17 protein-coding genes and 1 pseudogene are annotated in these 18,723 nt (G+C 31.7%); 6 read left to right on the top strand and 12 right to left on the bottom strand.

The window, feature by feature from the left end; all coding sequences use genetic code 11:
* Positions 1-210 precede the first annotated feature (210 nt).
* On the bottom strand, positions 211-1,011 hold the full coding sequence (locus N4T77_RS02060) for a VIT1/CCC1 transporter family protein (protein ID WP_261670069.1): 801 nt from the start codon (positions 1,009-1,011) through the stop codon (positions 211-213).
* A gap of 185 nt (positions 1,012-1,196) precedes the next feature.
* On the opposite strand from N4T77_RS02060, the gene N4T77_RS02055 reads away from it, so the two are divergent.
* Both N4T77_RS02055 and N4T77_RS02050 read left to right on the top strand, forming a co-directional pair.
* Positions 1,197-2,063, top strand: coding sequence for a 50S ribosomal protein L11 methyltransferase (locus N4T77_RS02055; RefSeq protein ID WP_261670068.1), 867 nt, complete (start codon positions 1,197-1,199; stop codon positions 2,061-2,063).
* Positions 2,064-2,232: 169 nt separating this feature from the next.
* The gene (locus N4T77_RS02050) at positions 2,233-2,499 is read left to right on the top strand and encodes a late competence development ComFB family protein (protein WP_261670067.1); all 267 of its coding nucleotides are present in this window, start codon (positions 2,233-2,235) and stop codon (positions 2,497-2,499) included.
* A gap of 285 nt (positions 2,500-2,784) precedes the next feature.
* Here the strand turns inward: N4T77_RS02050 and N4T77_RS02045 are convergent, their stop codons facing one another.
* Entirely contained in the window at positions 2,785-2,949 is a 165-nt protein-coding gene (locus N4T77_RS02045; protein WP_261670066.1) for a hypothetical protein, read from the bottom strand.
* 155 nt (positions 2,950-3,104) lie between these two features.
* Here N4T77_RS02045 and N4T77_RS02040 point away from each other — a divergent pair, with 155 nt between their 5' ends.
* The 3 genes from N4T77_RS02040 (at position 3,105) to N4T77_RS02030 (ending at position 6,806) form a co-directional block, all read left to right on the top strand.
* Positions 3,105-4,304 carry a MerR family transcriptional regulator gene (locus tag N4T77_RS02040; RefSeq protein WP_261670065.1) on the top strand — a complete coding sequence of 400 codons (1,200 nt, stop codon included), beginning with the start codon at positions 3,105-3,107 and terminating at the stop codon, positions 4,302-4,304.
* 170 nt (positions 4,305-4,474) lie between these two features.
* Positions 4,475-5,656 carry a DegT/DnrJ/EryC1/StrS aminotransferase family protein gene (locus N4T77_RS02035; protein WP_261670064.1) on the top strand — a complete coding sequence of 394 codons (1,182 nt, stop codon included), beginning with the start codon at positions 4,475-4,477 and terminating at the stop codon, positions 5,654-5,656.
* 28 nt (positions 5,657-5,684) lie between these two features.
* Positions 5,685-6,806: a DegT/DnrJ/EryC1/StrS aminotransferase family protein gene (locus N4T77_RS02030; protein ID WP_261670063.1), complete on the top strand. Its 1,122-nt coding sequence runs from the start codon at positions 5,685-5,687 to the stop codon at positions 6,804-6,806.
* Positions 6,807-6,868: 62 nt separating this feature from the next.
* On the opposite strand, the gene N4T77_RS02025 is transcribed toward N4T77_RS02030, so the two are convergent.
* Positions 6,869-8,182 (bottom strand): M48 family metallopeptidase, encoded by a 1,314-nt coding sequence (locus tag N4T77_RS02025; RefSeq protein WP_261670062.1) that lies wholly within the window; start codon positions 8,180-8,182, stop codon positions 6,869-6,871.
* 280 nt (positions 8,183-8,462) lie between these two features.
* Here N4T77_RS02025 and N4T77_RS02020 point away from each other — a divergent pair.
* Positions 8,463-9,017, top strand: a pseudogene (locus N4T77_RS02020) (peptide-methionine (S)-S-oxide reductase MsrA); the annotation flags it as partial.
* Between the two features lie 29 nt (positions 9,018-9,046).
* Here the strand turns inward: N4T77_RS02020 and N4T77_RS02015 are convergent.
* From N4T77_RS02015 to N4T77_RS01975, 9 genes are all read right to left on the bottom strand, one after another.
* Positions 9,047-11,041 (bottom strand): methyl-accepting chemotaxis protein, encoded by a 1,995-nt coding sequence (locus tag N4T77_RS02015; RefSeq protein ID WP_261670061.1) that lies wholly within the window; start codon positions 11,039-11,041, stop codon positions 9,047-9,049.
* A 193-nt stretch (positions 11,042-11,234) separates the two neighbouring features.
* Positions 11,235-12,974, bottom strand: a complete 1,740-nt coding sequence (locus tag N4T77_RS02010; protein WP_261670060.1) for an ABC transporter ATP-binding protein — start codon at positions 12,972-12,974, stop codon at positions 11,235-11,237.
* A 245-nt stretch (positions 12,975-13,219) separates the two neighbouring features.
* Positions 13,220-14,071 (bottom strand): GNAT family N-acetyltransferase, encoded by an 852-nt coding sequence (locus tag N4T77_RS02005; protein WP_261670059.1) that lies wholly within the window; start codon positions 14,069-14,071, stop codon positions 13,220-13,222.
* Positions 14,072-14,116: 45 nt separating this feature from the next.
* Positions 14,117-14,812 (bottom strand): serine/threonine protein kinase, encoded by a 696-nt coding sequence (locus tag N4T77_RS02000; protein ID WP_261670058.1) that lies wholly within the window; start codon positions 14,810-14,812, stop codon positions 14,117-14,119.
* Positions 14,813-14,995: 183 nt separating this feature from the next.
* The gene (locus N4T77_RS01995) at positions 14,996-15,229 is read right to left on the bottom strand and encodes a DUF3892 domain-containing protein (RefSeq protein WP_261670057.1); all 234 of its coding nucleotides are present in this window, start codon (positions 15,227-15,229) and stop codon (positions 14,996-14,998) included.
* 118 nt (positions 15,230-15,347) lie between these two features.
* A complete protein-coding gene (locus N4T77_RS01990; protein ID WP_261670056.1) occupies positions 15,348-16,061 on the bottom strand; it encodes an SIMPL domain-containing protein in 714 nt (237 codons plus the stop codon).
* Between the two features lie 187 nt (positions 16,062-16,248).
* A complete protein-coding gene (locus N4T77_RS01985; protein WP_261670055.1) occupies positions 16,249-16,971 on the bottom strand; it encodes an amino acid ABC transporter ATP-binding protein in 723 nt (240 codons plus the stop codon).
* Positions 16,968-17,618, bottom strand: coding sequence for an amino acid ABC transporter permease (locus N4T77_RS01980; RefSeq protein WP_261670054.1), 651 nt, complete (start codon positions 17,616-17,618; stop codon positions 16,968-16,970). The genes N4T77_RS01985 and N4T77_RS01980 overlap by 4 nt, the downstream gene beginning before the upstream one ends.
* 139 nt (positions 17,619-17,757) lie before the next feature.
* Positions 17,758-18,543 carry a transporter substrate-binding domain-containing protein gene (locus N4T77_RS01975; RefSeq protein WP_261670053.1) on the bottom strand — a complete coding sequence of 262 codons (786 nt, stop codon included), beginning with the start codon at positions 18,541-18,543 and terminating at the stop codon, positions 17,758-17,760.
* Positions 18,544-18,723: the final 180 nt, after the last annotated feature.

Here is an 18,723-nt window from a genome sequence, read left to right as displayed (position 1 = left end):
CACTTTTAAATTAGCCTTTAATAATTCTAACAGTTAATAGAAAAAAAGACCATACTAAATTTTAATAGTATGGTTTATTGCAATTTAATATACCATTATTACCCAGGACATACTAAATTTAGTTTCAGTTTTTTCCTATAATACTAAGGTAGAAAGCAGTTTTCCTACAGCATTATCTACAACTTTTTCCACTTCTATCACGAAACCTATCTATGCTAAACCGGAGAACAATGCACCGATTAGATACGCAGCACCGGCAGCAAGACCTCCTACAATAAGCATTTCAAGGCCTGACCTAATCCAATTCTTGCCTGTAATCTTTACTTTTAATGCTCCTAAAATAAATAAAGTAAGAGCTGTTAAAATGCAAGAAAGAAAAAACATATTTCCTTCGCTGTTAATAGAGGGAATAAATTTAGAAAAAACATAAGCAATTAGTGGTATTAATCCAAATATTCCGAAAGAAAAAAAGGTAACTAACGCATTTTTAACTGGAGACTCATTTTCTTCAATTATTCCAAGTTCCTCAACCATCATAATATCTATCCAAGCTTCTTTATTTTTCGAAAATATCTCTGTTACAATTTTGGCATCTTCCTCAGCTATTCCCTTCTCTATATACAACTCCATTAATTCTTGCTTTTCTCCCTCAGGATAGTGCTCAACTTCCCAGGCCTCTCTCTTTCTTTCTGCCTCTTTGTATTCAGTTTCCGCCTTAGTACTTAGATAGTCTCCTATAGCCATAGATAAGCCATCTCCTACAAGATTTGCAAACCCTAAGATTAATACTACACTAGGTGAAAGAGCTGCTCCAGCTACCCCTGCCACTACAGCAAAGGTAGTGATAATTCCATCTAAACCTCCATATATTAAGCTTTTTATATACTGACCTTGTTCCTGATTATGATTCTCCTGTGCCTTTAAGGATGTTTTCTTGTGTGCCTCTATTGTGGCTTCAATATTTTTTTCTTTATAAGCTTCCCTTGCCTCCTCTAAATTTCTTGATACCATAACTTAGTCCTCCTTTTAGAGTGATTATTAAAAACAACTTAGATTTTATATAATCTAACAGAATAAATATATGCTCTAAATATTGAAATATAAGCATTATTCCTTTAAAATAAATTGGAAGTTAAATGAATATACAACTTTAATGACATTGGATTACAAGAAGCAACATTGTTAGGAGGATTTTTATGTATCAAATTACAGTTAGATACCCAGTTAGCAAGGTAGACATTGCTATTGAAAAGCTTTATCTCTTTGACATATATAATGTTTTTTATGAAGCCCCTATTGAGGTAACTACTACGGAATATGGATATGGTTACTATGAAAAAAATAATGAAATTATAGATCTTAAAATAGTAGTAGAAACGGATAATGATGAAGAAGTGAATAGACAGTTGAATATCATAAAGGAAAGCTTAGAAGTATCTGAAGTAACAGTTACAAAAATTGATATACCTAACTTTGAAACTTCCTTTGAGCCTATAGATTTGAATAATGATTGGATCATTGCTGCTCCAGATTTTGATGCAAAAGACAAAAGGAAAATTAATTTCATACCTCAGGGAGCCTTTGGCACCGGCCTTCACGAAACTACTCAGGATTGTCTGAGATTTATACTTGAAGAAGACTTTAATGATAAAACTGTCCTTGATATAGGTGCTGGCTCTGGAATTCTTTCCTTAGCTGCTTCTATTAAAGGTGCCAAAAATGTTACAGCCCTAGATATCCGAGATGTTAAAGATGAAGTGGAGTATAATGCTTCTCTTAATGGTTTAAATAATATCCAAGTGGTTGTAGGTGATGCACTTAATGGCGAAATAACTTTAGATAAAGACTTTGATTGTATCTTCATTAATATCGGAGGAGAAGAACTTCAAGGTTTTATGGATTTTATAAACTCTCACCTTAAGGAAAAAGGCAAGTTACTAATATCTGGTCTTGTAGAATGGAGCTTTTATAAGGTCATTGATGAAGTTATCTCCTATGGATACAAAGTTAAAGATAAGAAACAAAGTAATGAATGGTGCACTGCACTTTTAGATAAAGAATAGTTAAGGATATGTATAAATCATCTATTTAACATGTCTCCTGATTTATTTATCTGTATGTTCTTTAAATTTTTGAAAAATTAAATAATTATAGACAAACTTTCTCTAAATTAATAATATAAATATATGAGGAAAATTAATATATAAATGCTTCTCAGAAAGGGAGATATAAATGATTACAAATTATATGGAGATTGTTGTTGACAATCTATTGCCATCAATTCTAGAGGGTTTTGAAGATGTTTGCAGGTGTGAGAGATGCTTAGATGATATAAGGGCAATTGCTTTGAATAACTTAAAGCCTCTGTATGTTGTCTCAGACAAGGGAATTCTTTATACAAAAGTTAATGAATTAAAAATGCAATTTAATACAGACGTTATACAGGAACTTGTTAAATCAATACAAATTGTTTCAAAAAATCCTAGACATACTGATTAAGTATTTACAAAGCACTTAGCTACTATAAACTGTAGCTAAGTGCTTTGTTACTATTATAGTTACAGAATACTTTAAGTTCTAATAAATTCTATCAGCCCTTTAACAGTATGATTAATAGTCTCTAATCACTATAGGCTAGTCATAATATTTTCATGTATCACCGTTTATAATATCTTAAATATAAAAAATAAAAAGCCCAAGAAAATTTCTTTAGAAAAAATCTTCTTAAGCTCTAATAACAATTTTTTATTTTTTAGAATATAATACTTGTAGAATTGTTCTCTATTACCTTTTCAAAATACTACCTAGTCCCCTATACTTAAACCAAAGCTTGGCAACTATTATTAGTAAAATCAGGTGTGATCCTGGAGCTAAATTGAACATATGACAATACTCACAGCAGCCAAAATACTTATATCTGCAATACTTACATCCCTTTCTGTGTCCCATAGAATCCCTCCTTATCATCTTAAGCTGAAAAGTTTCTTTAATATTATAATACTTTGCTTAGGTAGGAAATGTGATTAAATTTAGAACCCTTGGAAAAAAAACCTTGCACCTTACCTAGCGTCATGTGTTAAAATGTTTTATGTAGAGGTGATCTAATGTCTGAAAATAAAGAAGTACTGTATACTATAGGAGATTTTGCTGATAAGGCTGGAGTTACCCTTCGAACACTAAGGTACTATAACAAAATAGGTTTACTAAACCCCAGTTCCTATAATGAGTTAGGACACAGGTTATATAGCAAAAAAGATTTTGGTAGACTTCAAAAGATTTTGACGCTAAAGTTTATAGGTCTTTCATTAGATGATATAGCTAATATTATGAAATATGACTTAAGTGATAATGACTTTAAAAAGTCTCTTGAAATTCAAAAATCAATAATGGAGGAAAAAATCCATCATATTCAAATGGTAATAAAGGCCATTGATGAAGCTGTACATATGTTAGATAATGACCATCTGTTAAACTGGGATAAGTTTATAAATATAATAAATGTAATAAATATAGATAAAAAATGGTCTGAACAATATGAAAATGCTTCAAACTTAAAAGCTAGAATAAGAATTCATGAACTTTTTAGTACAAATACACAGGGATGGATGAATTGGTTTTTTGAACAAATAGATATTCCTGATAATGCCTCTATACTTGAACTAGGCTGTGGCGACGGAACCTTATGGAAGAAGAATTTTAGAAGAATTCCTACGGATTCTCAGATTACTCTAACTGATTTTTCCCAAGGGATGATTAGAGATGCTCAAAAAAACTTAGGCACTAAATCAAAAAGATTCAACTTTGAACAGGTAGACGTTCAAAGCATTCCCTTTGAAAGTTGCAGCTTTGATATAGTAATTGCTAATCATATGTTGTATCATGTTTTAGATAAGGAAAAGGCCTTTTCAGAAATTAGAAGGGTCTTAAAGCCTAATGGATGTTTTTATGCCTCTACTATTGGTAAGAACCATATGAAAGAAATGCGAGATATAATTACAAAACTTAATTGTGAAAATATAACCTCAGAGAGTTGGAGTGAAACAGAAAGTTTCCAACTAGAAAATGGTTTTACACAGGTTTCAAAATGGTTTAAAGAGGTCAAACTAAAGAGATATAATGATAGTTTAAAGGTTAAAACCCCAATGCCTCTTATAGATTATATATTTTCTATGCCTGGTAATACGGGAGAGGTTTATGACGAAAAAAAACTACAACAACTTGTTATTTTTTTAGAAAAGGAAATAAATAGATCTGGAGAAATTTATATAACTAAAGACACAGGTTTTTTCCAAGGAAAAAAATAATCTTGGTATCTTCCAAGAAAAGATTAAAACTCACAGGTAATTTAACATACTGTAGATAGATAATTAAAAATATGCTTTCTAAGATGTTGTTTTAATAAAAATTGATTATTTATCTATAAATATATATTTACAATTTGAAGTAATTTATAAACTAGAAAGGATTGATTTTAGTGAATAAAAAGATTCCATTTTCACCACCAGATATTACTCAAAAGGAAATTGATGCCGTAGTTGAAGTTTTAAAATCCGGCTGGATTACTTCTGGCCCTAAAACTGCTGAGTTCGAGATTAAGCTTGCAGAATACTTGGAGACTAATAAAGCGGTAGCGTTAAATAGTGCCACTGCTGGATTAGAACTTATCTTGAAGGTTTTTGATATAAAGGAAGGGGATGAAGTTATAACTACTCCCTACACTTACACCGCTACCTCCAGCGTATGCTTGCATAGAGGTATCAAGCCAACTTTTGTAGATGTGGAAAAGGATAGTTTTATTATAGATATAAATAAAATAGCAGAGGCTATAACTCCTAAAACAAAGGCTATTTATACTGTAGATTTTGCAGGAATACCTGTAGACTATGACGGAGTTCGTCAGATGTTAAAATCTAAAAATCGTGAGGATATAATTTTTGTATCCGATTCCTCTCATTCCTTTGGAGCTAAATACAAAGGCAAAAGGGTTGGAGGTCAGGCAGATTTCCACATATTCTCTTTCCATGCAGTAAAAAACTTCACAACTGCTGAAGGCGGCTGTATAAGCTTCGGAAACAATAACTTTAAGGGTAGAGAAGATTTATATAAAGATTTTAAATTAGCATCTTTACATGGTCAATCAAAGGATGCCCTTTCAAAAATGAAGGCTGGAGCTTGGCAATACGATATAATAACAGATGGTTATAAATGTAATCTTACTGATATGGCCTCAGCTATCGGCTTGGTACAACTTACAAGATATGAAGATATGCTAAAAAAACGTAAAGCTATATTTGATATTTATTCTAAATTCTTTGGAGAACAGGATTGGGCTATACTTCCTTTTGAAAAAGAAGGTGACACTGTAACTTCATATCATTTATATCCATTACGTGTTAAAGGCTTTACTGAAGATCAAAGAGCTGAGGTTATACAAATATTAGCGGATAAAGATATAGCGACAAACGTTCACTTTACTCCTCTTCCTATGTTTACTTTATATAAAAGCTTAGGATACAAAATAGAAAATTATCCAAATGCTTATGCACAATATGCAAATGAGATTTCAGTACCATTATACTCTCTTCTTTCATTAGAAGACGCAGAATATGTAGCTAAAGAACTTATTGCAGCTGTGGATAAGGTTATGAAAAAATAAAATTATAAATATAAGCGAGGAAAGACAGATGAAAGTTAATTTTTATACTTCTACTAGAGAATATAATGAGAAAAAGGCTGAATTTGATAAAGCTGTTTTAGATGTTATGGCAAAGGGCAGTTTTATTTTAGGACCTCAAGTAGGTGAGCTTGAAGAAGCCATAAAGGAATACACCGGAGCTAAGCACGCAATCGCTGTAGCTTCAGGTACCGACGCTTTAGTTATGACTTCAGATATCTTAGGATTTAAAAATGGTAAAGAAGTAATAACTTCTCCTTTTACCTTTTTAGCATCAACTTCCTGTATAGCAAAGCATAATGCAAAGCCAGTGTTTGTAGACATTGATGAAGAAACATTTAATATAGATGTAAATAAAATAGAAGAAAAAATAACTTCTAATACTGCTGGTATCATACCTATCCACCTATTCTCACAAATGGCAGACATGGATAAAATTATGGATCTAGCTGCTAAACATGATTTAAGAGTTTTAGAGGATGCAGCAGAAGCCTTCGGAATGAAGTGGAAGGGAAATGGTTCTTCCTACAAACACTCCGGTTCTATTGGCGATATGGGTATATTCTCATTCTTTCCAACTAAAACTTTAGGTGCTTACGGTGATGCAGGAATGATAATAACCAACGACGATGAGTTGGCTAAAAAAACAAAGATGCTAAGAGTTCACGGAGCTGCAAAAAAATACCACTATGAATATATAGGATACAACTCTAGATTAGATACAATGCAAGCTGCTGTTTTATTAGTTAAATTAAAGTATATGAATGAGTCAATAAAAAAGAGAGAAATAGTAGCCAATTGGTATAAGGAAAGACTATCCCACTGCGAATATATAAAAATTCCAGGAATAAAAGGAGATCAAAATCCTGTATACTATGTATTTAATATATTAGCTCAAAAAAGAGATGAGCTTGCTGCCTTCTTAAAAGAAAATGAAATTGGTTATAGTATTTACTATCCAATTCCTCTTCACTTGCAAAATTGCTTCAGCTATTTAGGCCATAAGAAGGGAGACTTCCCTGTATCAGAAAGAGTTTCAGGCGAAATCCTTGCCCTTCCTATATACCCTGAAATAACAGAGGAAGAAGTAGATTTTGTATGTGAAACTATAAAGAAATTCTACAGTAAGTAATTTAACAATAAAGGATAATAGAAGACTGAGTCTTTTATTATCCTTTTGCTATAGGTTATAAATTACTTTATATATTTACCGTACTTGATAGATTCATTCTTTTCCCAAGGTCTATACTTATCGGCAAAGTTTACCCTTTCTTCAAAGGTTGGGTGATCATAATTCCACAACTCGTATACTAATCCAGGCCTTGGAAGAATTAAACTCTTTTCATGGAGTTTTATCATAGATGACATAGATGCTTCATTGTCTCTAGTAAGCTCAAGCTCAAATCTGTCTGCCTCCCTTTCAGTATATCTTGCATAATAATTTATAAAAGGTGATGCTGCAAATGTATATACCGTTAAGAGAAGGATAATAAGGGGAACTGCTGCGATATCCTGAATCTTATTAAAGCCGAAAATTCCTCCTGATTTATCTAATATCCAAAGAGCACTTTTGTTTACTAAATAAAAAATAAATATACTTACTATTCCACCAAAAATAATAGCTTTCCACACATGTCCCATTAAATAATGTCCCATCTCATGGGCTACAACAGAAAGGGTCTCTCCTTCTGTAAGATTTTTTACAGTAGTATCCCATAACACAATTCTTTTTGTGTTTAAAACACCGGTCATATAGGCATTCATTTCCTTAGTGTCTTCACTTTTATTAACCTGAAAGAGCTTAACATCTTTCATATAGGTTTTATCTACTAATTGATAAATTTTTTCTTCAAGTTTCTTATCCTGTAAATTTTGATATTTATTAAAAATAGGGTCAATATATACTGGAGTTATAAGAGTTACAAAGAATATTACTGGAATTAATAGGATTCCCATATGAAGCCACCAGTACTTTGGAGACCTTTTTATTAATATATAAGGTATACATATAAAAACTGATCCTGCTGCAATAGTTAAAATAAGTCCTTTCAACAGGTCCTGAACCCACTTTACAATACTTTGATTAGATAGGCCATAGGCATGTTTAAGGACAAAACCACTGTAGTAATCAAGAGGCAGGCTTATTATGGCATTAATTAAGTAATAAACAGAAAAGTATAGTATTAAAACTATGATAGCAAATCTGCTTTTACTCTGTGCCCAGTTTCTTAATACTACTGACAGCCTGGTAAATAAAAACAATGCTGGCACCAACATACTCAAAACTATTCCTGAAAGCCATATATTCACTTTCTTTTGCTGATATTCTAAGGCCTTTTCTGACGGAGCATCAATAGCTAATTTATTGTTTTCTCTCATCTCCGCTGCTTGAATATAGTTTTGTCTTATGTATATATTGTTCTGAGTTTCGGTAATTTTTACACTAAATATAAAAGCAACCATAAAACATATAAATACCATAATGGAAATTACAAATTCTTTTTTCATTTTTATCCCCCATATACTTGATGAATTATATACCTTATAATATATGTTATATTTTATTCATTTATCCACCTAGGAAAATTATGATTGTATACTTAACCTCAAAAAGAATATAATAGATTTAATCATTAAAGATAATTTTTTAGCATAAGCAACATATAGAAAATACTTATCTTGTTACTATCCTATTTATGAAATAATTAATTTGAAATATAAAGAGGAGTTGAAGCCTATGAGTAATATAGAAATAGCTACACTAGCATTAGGATGATTCTGGGGGCCTGATGCCAAGTTTGGTAATCTAGATGCTGTAACTTCTACTATCGTTGGATACTGCGGTGGTAAAAAACTTAATCCTACTTATAATGATATAGGAGATCATTCGGAAACAATTCAAGTTCACTATAATAGTGATAAAATTTCATATAAACAACTGTTGGATATATTCTGGGGGAGTCATGAACCTACTTACCCCCCTCATTCAAGACAATACATGTCCATAATTTTTTACAATGGAGAAGAACAAAAACAAATGGCTATGGAAAGCAAGATTGCCATAGAAAATAACTTAAAGAGTAAAGTCTACACTGAAATTGTTCCAGTATCTACCTTCTATTATGCGGAAATGTATCATCAAAAATACTATCTCCAACATGATCCTAAAGTGATGATGGAAATTAGAGATAAGTATGATTCTGCAAAGGAATTTGTAACCTCCACCCTTGCTGCCCGTGCTAATAGCTACATGGCTGGATACGGCAATATAGATGAAATAAAGATGACTATTAAAGACTATAACTTATCTGAATATGCTGCAAAACGACTTTTATACAGATAGGAAAAGGAGTGGGGATAGGCCCCACTCCTTTAAATTTTAAACTTATCTGTGTTTTCTTTTAATTTTAGTGCTAAGTTATTCAAACTGGTTGCAATACCAGCTAAATCCTCTGTAGATCTACTTTGCCCTTCTGCCGCTGTTGCAATTTCACTAAAGGAAGAATTTATCTCCTTAGTAATATCTAGAGTCTTATCTACTGAGTTTAAAATTTTATTCTTATTTCCATTTATAAATTGTATAAATTCTGAGGTCTTCTCTATTTGAGGAATCATCGCCTGAACATTTTGTATTATATCATTAAAACAGTCCTCAGTATTTTTTGCAGTAGAGATACCCTCTGATATTATTTTCTCTGACTGTTCAGCCACTTTAACGGTTTCATCTGATTCATTTAAAATATCATTAATTAATTCACCTATTTGCATTGCTGCAGCCTGTGACTGTTCTGCAAGCTTTCTTATTTCATCTGCTACTACTGCAAAGCCTTTACCAGCATCGCCAACTCTAGCAGCTTCAATTGCTGCATTTAACGCCAAAAGATTGGTTTGCTCTGCTATAGAGTTAATAACCTGAAGTATTGTAGATATTTCAGAAGACTTTGTATTTAACATTTGTATTTTGCTGCTTATATTTTTAGATGAATTTCCAATATTATTAATACTGTTATTTAAAGAAAGTAAATACTCTTTTCCAGAAGAACTTAAATTATTTGTCACATTAGAAGTTTTTTGTAAGCTAGTTATCATATCATTCATAGTCTGAAGTTTATCAGATAATAAATCTATATTTTTGCTTACGGCTTCTACTTCTCCCATCTGAACTACAGAAGCCTCTCTAACATTATGTATTGTATTACTTATTTCATCTGAAGTAGAACTAACTTCTTCAGAAAAAGCTGCTAATTCATGGGATGAATTTATAATGTTACCTGAGAACTGCTGTATCTCTGTAATTACAGACTTTAAACTATTAAACATCTGCTCAAAGCTTTTGGAAAGCTTACTTATTTCGTCATTTCCTTTTATCACTTCAAATTCTTTTGTTAAATCTCCATCAGAAATGCCTTCTGAAGTTTCCGCAAGCATTTCTAACGGAGCCACAGTCTTATTTACCACCCTATAAGTGATGATTGCCGTTATTATAATTAAAATAAATGCAATTAATATTGAGTAAAGCACTGCATTTTGCTGTCTTTGAACTATATCTTTAGTAGATATAGCAACTTCAATTACACCTAAAACAGCATTACCTTCTCTGTAAGGCATGGCAACTAAATGCGAATCATCATTTTCACTGACTTTTACCTGTCCATCATTTAAAGCCGCCTTTGCAAGTACATCTTCTAACTTTTTACCAACCTTACTTTTATCTGTATGTGCAACTACGTTTAAATCCTTGTCAAAAAAGATAGCGTGTTTAAGTCTTGATTTATCAATTTTATTTAAAATAGATTGTGCTGAATTTTGATTTATAAGCTCCATTACCTTGCTAGCTTCAATACCTATTTGTACAAAGCCATTGTGGTCTAAGGTTGCAGAACCATATTTATAGTATTTACCATCAGTCTGACTCTGCTTTATAGGTTCATTAATTCTCAAGGTGTCTGTAGTTAACAATTTTCTAGACTCAGAGGTATCCTTGTATCTGAAGCCTAAGTCCTCTTTTAAGTTTGAATACTGAACTACTCCCTCACTATTTGAAAGGGCTACTTCCGTTATTCCTAACCTTTTAGCAAGTTCAGTTAAGCTTTCATTGTTTACCTCCTTCATATTAAGCACTGCTTGACAGGCGGTAAATATTTGTTCCTCCAACTGTTTTTCGATAGCCTTAGAAAACTTATTTCCGCTTTCTACAGATAGGGCTATACTTTTAGCCACATCTAGACTATTAGTTTCTAATTGCTTCTTCATGGTGTTTTTAAAGTTAACTATAATAAATGTTTCTGATAGGACTATTGTAATGCAAAGCAAAACCGAAAAAATTATAGAAAGCTTTACTTTAATTGAGTTTTTCTTAATGTCCATTTTTCCCCTCCATCCTTAGTAAAAACAAACTGCAATGTCTATTAATTAACTATAAAATTATTTTATCATAGATACTTGATTTTTAAAATAATAGCAGTTTTTGTCATAAAATTTAAAAAATACTATCTTTTTGTAAGTCTATCCTACATGCTAATCTCAATATAAAAGAAAGAAATGGGCCTTCGCCCATTCCTTAAGAAACCTGTCCAAACTGCATGTTATATAAGGCTGCATACAGACCCTTTTTATTGATCAATTCCTCATGGCTTCCTGCCTCTTTTATTCCATCTGCTGTCAATACAAGAATCTCATCTGCGTTCTTTATAGTACTTAATCTATGGGCAATAACAATAGTTGTCCTATTTTTAGCAAGATCCTCTAAGGACTTTTGAATATACTTTTCACTTTCATTATCTAATGCAGATGTAGCCTCATCAAGTATTAAAATAGGTGGATTTTTAAGAAATGCTCTAGCAATAGATATTCTTTGTTTTTGACCACCAGAGAGCTTAACTCCTCTTTCACCTACATAGGTTTCATATCCATCTTCTAGATTCATTATAAATTCGTGAGCATTAGCTTTTTTAGCTGCATCTATTATTTCCTCATCGGTAGCTCCTGGTCTGCCGTAGGAGATATTTTCCTTTATACTGCCAGAAAACATGTATACATCCTGCTGCACAATTCCTATAATATTTCTTAAAGATTTCAATTTTATATCCCTAATATCAATTCCATCAATTTTTATAGAACCTTTATCTATCTCATAAAATCTCGGAATAAGACTGCAGAAAGTCGTCTTTCCACTACCTGATGGCCCTACTAAGGCTATATTCTTTCCAGCCTTTATCTTCATATTTATACTATCTAGGATAGTATCCTTATTATCATAACTAAAAGAAACATCTTCAAACTGGATTTCTCCCCTAGGATTTTTAATTTCTATAGCATTAGGATTATCCTGAATATCTGGCTTAGTGTTTACTACTTCAAGGAATCTCTCAAAACCTGTAATCCCCTTTTGAAACTGCTCAGTAAAGTTCACTAGCTTGTCTATAGGGTTTAAAAAGGTATTTATATAGAGTATATAAACTACTAAATCAGAGACAGTAGTTTCTCCTACACTTATAAAAATGCCTCCAGTAAGTATTACCGATAAATATAATATTCCTTGGAAGAAACCATTTCCACTAAAGAACTTACCCATAATAAAATAGCTTGTTTCTTTAGTCTCTAAAAATTCCATATTTCCTCTTTCAAACTTCCTATTCTCTATTTCTTCATTTGAAAAAGACTTAACCACTCTTATTCCTGAAAGACTATCTTGGATTTGTGCATTTACGTTAGCTATTTTTTCTCTATTTTTCTTATATATAAACTTCATCTTTTTATTATAGAAATAGGAAAAATAAATCATTACCAAGGTTAAAAAGAATAATATACTAGTAATTTTAACATTTATGTTCATCAATATGATAAAGGATCCAAGTATCTTTATTGTAGATATAAATAAATCCTCTGGACCATGGTGGGCAAGCTCTGATATATCAAAAAGGTCTGTTACTATTCTAGACATAAGCTTACCTGTGTTAGTATTGTCGTAATATGAGAAAGATTGCTTCTGAAGATGGTTAAATATATCACTTCTCATATCCGCTTCCATTTTAGCCCCCATAACATGACCCCAGGAAGTGATATAAAACTGACAAAAATATCTTACTATATACATTAGGAGCATTGCTATACCTATATATATTACATAATGCAATATTTTATTGCCATCTCCCATTGTATACACATTGTCTAAAAGATACCTAACTATTAAAGGAAAAACCAAATCTATTCCTGAAAGAGTTAAGGCACAAAACATGTCCATAAAAAACATTCCTTTATAGGGTTTGTAATAACTTATAAATTTTTTTATTGTGTCCATAATTACCTCCTTTAAAAACTGTAACAGAATAAAGATAACATTTTATCTAAAATTCTTCAATAGTAATAGATAAAAAGAAAATAGTATAAGACTCCAAGGCTTTGCCTGAGACCTATACTATTATTACTAAATTTTAAGCTTTTTTATATACTGAGTGTAAAATCAGTTGCTTTTGCACTTTTAGGCTTTCATAAAAAAATAAATATAGATCACCTACTTAGCTGACACCCTCAATTTATTAATAATTATAAAGGCAAATACATCTCGTATTGTGCGATATTATCTCTCTTAAATCCTGTTTTAGTAATAAACTGCTGTACAGATGCGTTATTAGGGAACCCTATCGATATTTTAGAAAGCTGTAATTCTTTTGAAGCATTCATTAATAAGCTTGTTCCTATTCCATTCTGCCTTAAGAGACTTTCTACCCATATAAAACTTATTTTAGTATTTTTGTTCATACTAATTATTCCAGCTATTTTATCATTTATATACGCTCCTAAGGTTAGCTGCCCTTCAGATTTTTCTATGTATTCAACATCATTTTGCCAGTTTATATGGATATCCCTTAATCTCTCTCTTAATAACTTTAACTCCTCTATACTGCTTGGTCTTATATCTAATTTAAGTTTTTCCTTTTCTTTTAAAGAATTTGCCTCCTCTAATGAAAAATAGCTAAGGTCATAGATTTTATCATACCCTAACTTCTTATAGAAACTTATAGCTCTTTCATTTCCTGCAATTACTTCTAAAAATAATTGCTTACATCCTTCCTCCACTGCCTTTTCTTTGTGTAACTGCATCAGTCTTTGACTTATCCCCTTACCCCTATAAGAAGGATCTACTGCTAAGGTTCCGCACCTCATAGTCTTTACCCCTTCGTAATTTTTAATTCCCCCAAAAACAATTCCTATAGATTTATCATCATCCAATGCTATAAAGGAGTGATCCAGACTATTCCCTTCTGTTCCAAAGAATCTACTGATAAAAGCATCTTTGGGCATACTAATCTTTATCATATAGTCAGAAAACCCTATGTTAAAACCTTCATAAATTAAATCCATACTAACCTCTGAACACCTTTTGTAAGTTATCATCTCTATCTCTCCTTAAAATTTTAAATTATTAATTTTGCTATCTAACTAAAACCCACCTGGAGTGGAAATTTTACTTGATTTAAACTTGCATAAAGTAGTGTAAAGTCTATAGAACTTTCTCACCAATTCTAAAAAGATAGTTGGAATAGGCATAGTTACTTTATATACTGATTTATAATATATCTTATAATATGCTTTTTTTAGATGCTTCCACATTGAGCAATATTCCCTTTTGTTGAAGTCAGACACATCAGCTACAACTCCTCTACCATCTAGCATCATTACATTTTTCGCATGTACGTCATGAGGGTATAACCCCTGTTTTTGGGCATAATTTAATGCGTTATCAATATCAATAATAACTTGTTCGTCAATTCTTATTCCTTTTCTTAAACATTCATAAAGATTTATTCCCTTTAAACGTTTTAGTATTAGGTAATTACTTCCATAGTGATAACACTCAGAGTATGCTGGATGACTGCCTAGCTTCTCATATACTTTTATTTCATCCTCAATGCCTGGTCGTCCTTCTGCATATATTTTTACAGCAAAGTCTTGAAAATCTTTATGACATAATACAGCGGCATAATTCCCTGTACCTAATAACAGCCAACCCTTAGGAACAAACTGTACCTTAACAGAATCAAAAGGATTAATACTTTTAACCTCTATTTTCTTTAGTAATTCTTTCTCAACTTCACCTATTAACTTTTTTAACTTATTATTACTCTTATCTAGCATAGCTTCAACCTTCTTTTAAATTGATAAAATAGTAAATATTCTATTCCTAATACTTATATTTTATACTAAATAATTTCTAAAGTGAACTTAATTATTCTGCTTACATAATACTATATAAGCTAAAGACCTTTAATATAGTAATTTTAGCATTACTATATTAAAGGTCTAATTTAATTGAGATATTTAGAAAGTTTCAATATTATCTAAATTATCACTTTCGTTATCATTTGGATTACTTCTTAAGTACTGTCTTCCATTCCTTGCTGTTCCTACATTTACTCCCTCTATAAGATGATCCTTTGCCATCATAATGGCTTCATCTATAGAATAAACATTTCCATTTTCCAGCATAACATCTGTAATATCTCCCTGAGGATTCTTTTTTACTTTCAAGATTTTTGATTTATTATTATCCATGGCTATCTCCCCTATTCTTTAGTAATTAAAGTACTAGAGTTAGTATATGCTCACATAAAAGTTTAAATTCAAGATATTATTGTCTATAATACATATTTAGCTCAAAGATATGAGAAGTTTATACTCTATCATAGTAAACAAAAATTGCTTTTATACTAGCATTTACCTGGATTTGTCCCTCTCTTATCGGTGTGGTAGTATCTGCTGATGTGGCATATAAAACTCTTTCCGACACCGGTGCATACCCTTGGCTTTCCTCAGTTATGCTGACGGGAGTCTTATTAACTATTACCCCTAATGAACTCTCAATGCTTTGAGCCTTGACTACAGCATCCTTCAGCGCTAACTTTAGTGCTTCATTATAATATACCCTAGGATTTGATATAGTGAAATTGATGTTGCTTACCGTATTAGCTCCAGCAGCCACTGCAGCATCTACTATTTCGCCAGTTTGTTTTATATTTTTTACTGTTATCCTAAAAGTGTGTATTACTCTATAGCCTCTAAAAATTTGCTTTCCTTCAACATAATCATATTGAGGACTAATGTTATACGTATCCGTTTTTATATCCTCTTCCTCAATTCCCATTCCTACAAGAGTACTAATTATTCTACTTGAAACTATGGCATTTTCATTCTGAGCAACTCTTAATTCTTTATTTTGTGTTTCTACCCCTAAAGTTATTACAGCAATATCTGGTTGTACTGCAACCATTCCCTTTCCATTTATGTTCATTTTGTGGTATTTAGACCTTTGCTTAACATTGTCCCCTAGATTACCATAAAGTACATCATTTTCCTGAATTACCTGTGGCCATCCATAACAATACACTTATTTTCACCCTTCCCTTTGATAGATTCTTTATTGCTAAAAATTTTTACGTGATAACAAATAAATTAAAATATTTTAACCATAATATCATAGTATGAGCTAAGCTGTTTATTTGTTACAAAGTTGAAGTTCTTCATAAAATAAGACAATAAAAAAACTCCCACGGAATTTTGGGAGCTTTCTTACTTTATAATATCTTACTTAGGAAATCCTTTGTCCTATCATTCTTCGGATTCCCGAAAATTTCTGTTGGAGTACCCTCTTCAACAATATATCCATCAGCCATGAACAATACTCTATTAGCAACTTCCTTAGCAAAGCCCATTTCATGAGTAACTACTATCATGGTCATTCCTTCCTTTGCTAAATCCTTCATTACTTGAAGCACTTCTCCTACCATTTCAGGATCTAGAGCTGAAGTAGGTTCATCAAATAACATTATTTCAGGTTCCATAGCTAAAGCCCTTGCTATAGCTACTCTCTGCTTTTGTCCTCCAGATAGATTGTCTGGATAAACCTCTGCTTTTTCTCTTAATCCTACCTTTTCAAGTAACATATATGCCTTTTCCCCAGCTTCTTTTTTAGACATTTTCCCAAGTTCTACTGGTGCCAAGGTTATGTTTTGAAGTACAGTTAAATGAGGAAAGAGATTAAAAGACTGAAATACCATACCTAACTTTTCTCTTAGTTTGTTTATATCTATACCTTTTTCATTTATATCCTGCCCATCTATAAGTACAGTGCCTTCATTTATATCCTCCAGTTTGTTTAGACATCTAAGTACTGTGCTCTTCCCTGAGCCAGATGGACCTATTAAGCAAACTACTTCACCTTGACTTACAGTAAAATCTATTCCCTTCAAAACTGTAAGCTCATTAAATTTCTTCTTAAGTCCCTTTACTTCTATCATATCTTTAGTCTCCTTTCTAAACCTCTAGAGGCGTAAGTTAACAACATAATTATAACAAAATAAAATATTGCAACAAAGGCCCATGTTTCAAAAGCACGATAATTTGAAGCAATTATTATCTCTCCGCTTTGAGTAAGCTCTCTAATTCCTATTACAGAAAGAAGGGATGTATCCTTTAGAGATATAATAAATTGATTTATAAAGGCTGGCACCATTTTTCTTACTGCCTGTGGTAGTATAATTAATCTCATAGTCTTTCTATGAGGGAGACCTAAACTTCTAGCAGCTTCCATCTGACCTTTGTCCACTGCCATTATACCTGCTCTAAAGATTTCTACCATGTAAGCACCGGCATTTAAACTAATGGCTACTACTCCTGCAGTAAAAGCTGGTATTTTAATGCCTAAAGCACCAGGTATGCCAAAGTATATAAAAAATGCTTGTACTATTAGTGGTGTTCCTCTTATTATATCCACATAAGCTCTAGCCATACCTTTTAAAGCTTTATTACTACTAATGGACATCATTCCAAATAATAGCCCCAATAAACTTGCAAGTATCAAGGAAACTATCGTTATTTCTATAGTTACTCCAAGACCTGATAAAAGGTCTGGTAAACTCTCTTTAAATAGGGCAATTATATCCAAATCCCTTCAACTCCTTCTCTTATTAATAATGTGTTTATTGCTTAATTTCTCTGTATATAATCCTATCTTTAAACAAAATTTTAACTCTTATATATAATTAAACTTCACACACTATCCAACTAGTTTCTTAAAATAAATACTACTTCTTAATATACTTTGATATAATCTTGTCATATTCCCCATTTGCTTTTATTTTGTTAAGTCCATCATTAAATGCACTCATCAATTCTTTGTTATCACCTTTTTTTACTGCAAAGCCAAAATCTTGTTTTGTTAACTTATCTCCTGCTATCTTTAAACCAGAATCAGGATTTACAGAAATCATATATGCAACAACAGGGTAGTCTTCAAAGGTTACATCAGCATTTCTATTTTTTACTTCCTGCATCATTGATGGCGTATCATTAAAATATTTAACAGTTACTCCTAGTCTGTCTTTATTTGTTTCAGCATATTTTGCTCCAGAAGTTCCTTTCTTAACTGCAAAAACTTTACCTTTAAAATCTTCTTCCGACTTTATCTTGTCATTATCTTCTTTAACAACTGCAGCAATTCCCGCTTCATAGTAACCTACTGACATATCTAGAACCTTTTTTCTTTCATCTGTAATTCCCATACCTGCTATTGCACCATCTATTTGATTTGATTGTATAGCAGGAATTATTCCCTTAAAATCCATAGGTTTCAACTCATATTGAAAACCCTCAACCTTTGCTACTGCATCTAAAATATCAACATCTATACCAGTATACTTGCCGTCTTTTTCAAAAGAAAATGGAGCATAAGTAGCATCGGTAGCTATTATATATTTTTTATCAAATTTTTTATTCGAATCAGTATTTGTACTTACACTTTTGTTTCCACATCCTATTAATCCTACAGCGATTGCTGCAACTATTGATATTTTTGCTATCATTTTTTTCATTTGTAATTCCCCCTTTTAAATATGTAAATATAAATTATATATTTATAGTACCAGTTTCTTAAATAATCGTCAATATTCGACGTAGTTTTTTAACATTATGACATATGTAAACCTTATTTTTTTGCATTTTATTAAGATACCCTTTTCTTTTTCTATATAATTTGACAGATTAATAAAAGT

Origin of the sequence: Clostridium sp. CX1 (genome assembly GCF_025398335.1) — a bacterium.
GTDB classification, from domain to species: Bacteria; Bacillota; Clostridia; order Clostridiales; family Clostridiaceae; genus Clostridium_AM; species Clostridium_AM tanneri.
Note: the sequence above shows the minus strand (reverse complement) of the source record. Positions and strands in the feature narration are given on the sequence as shown.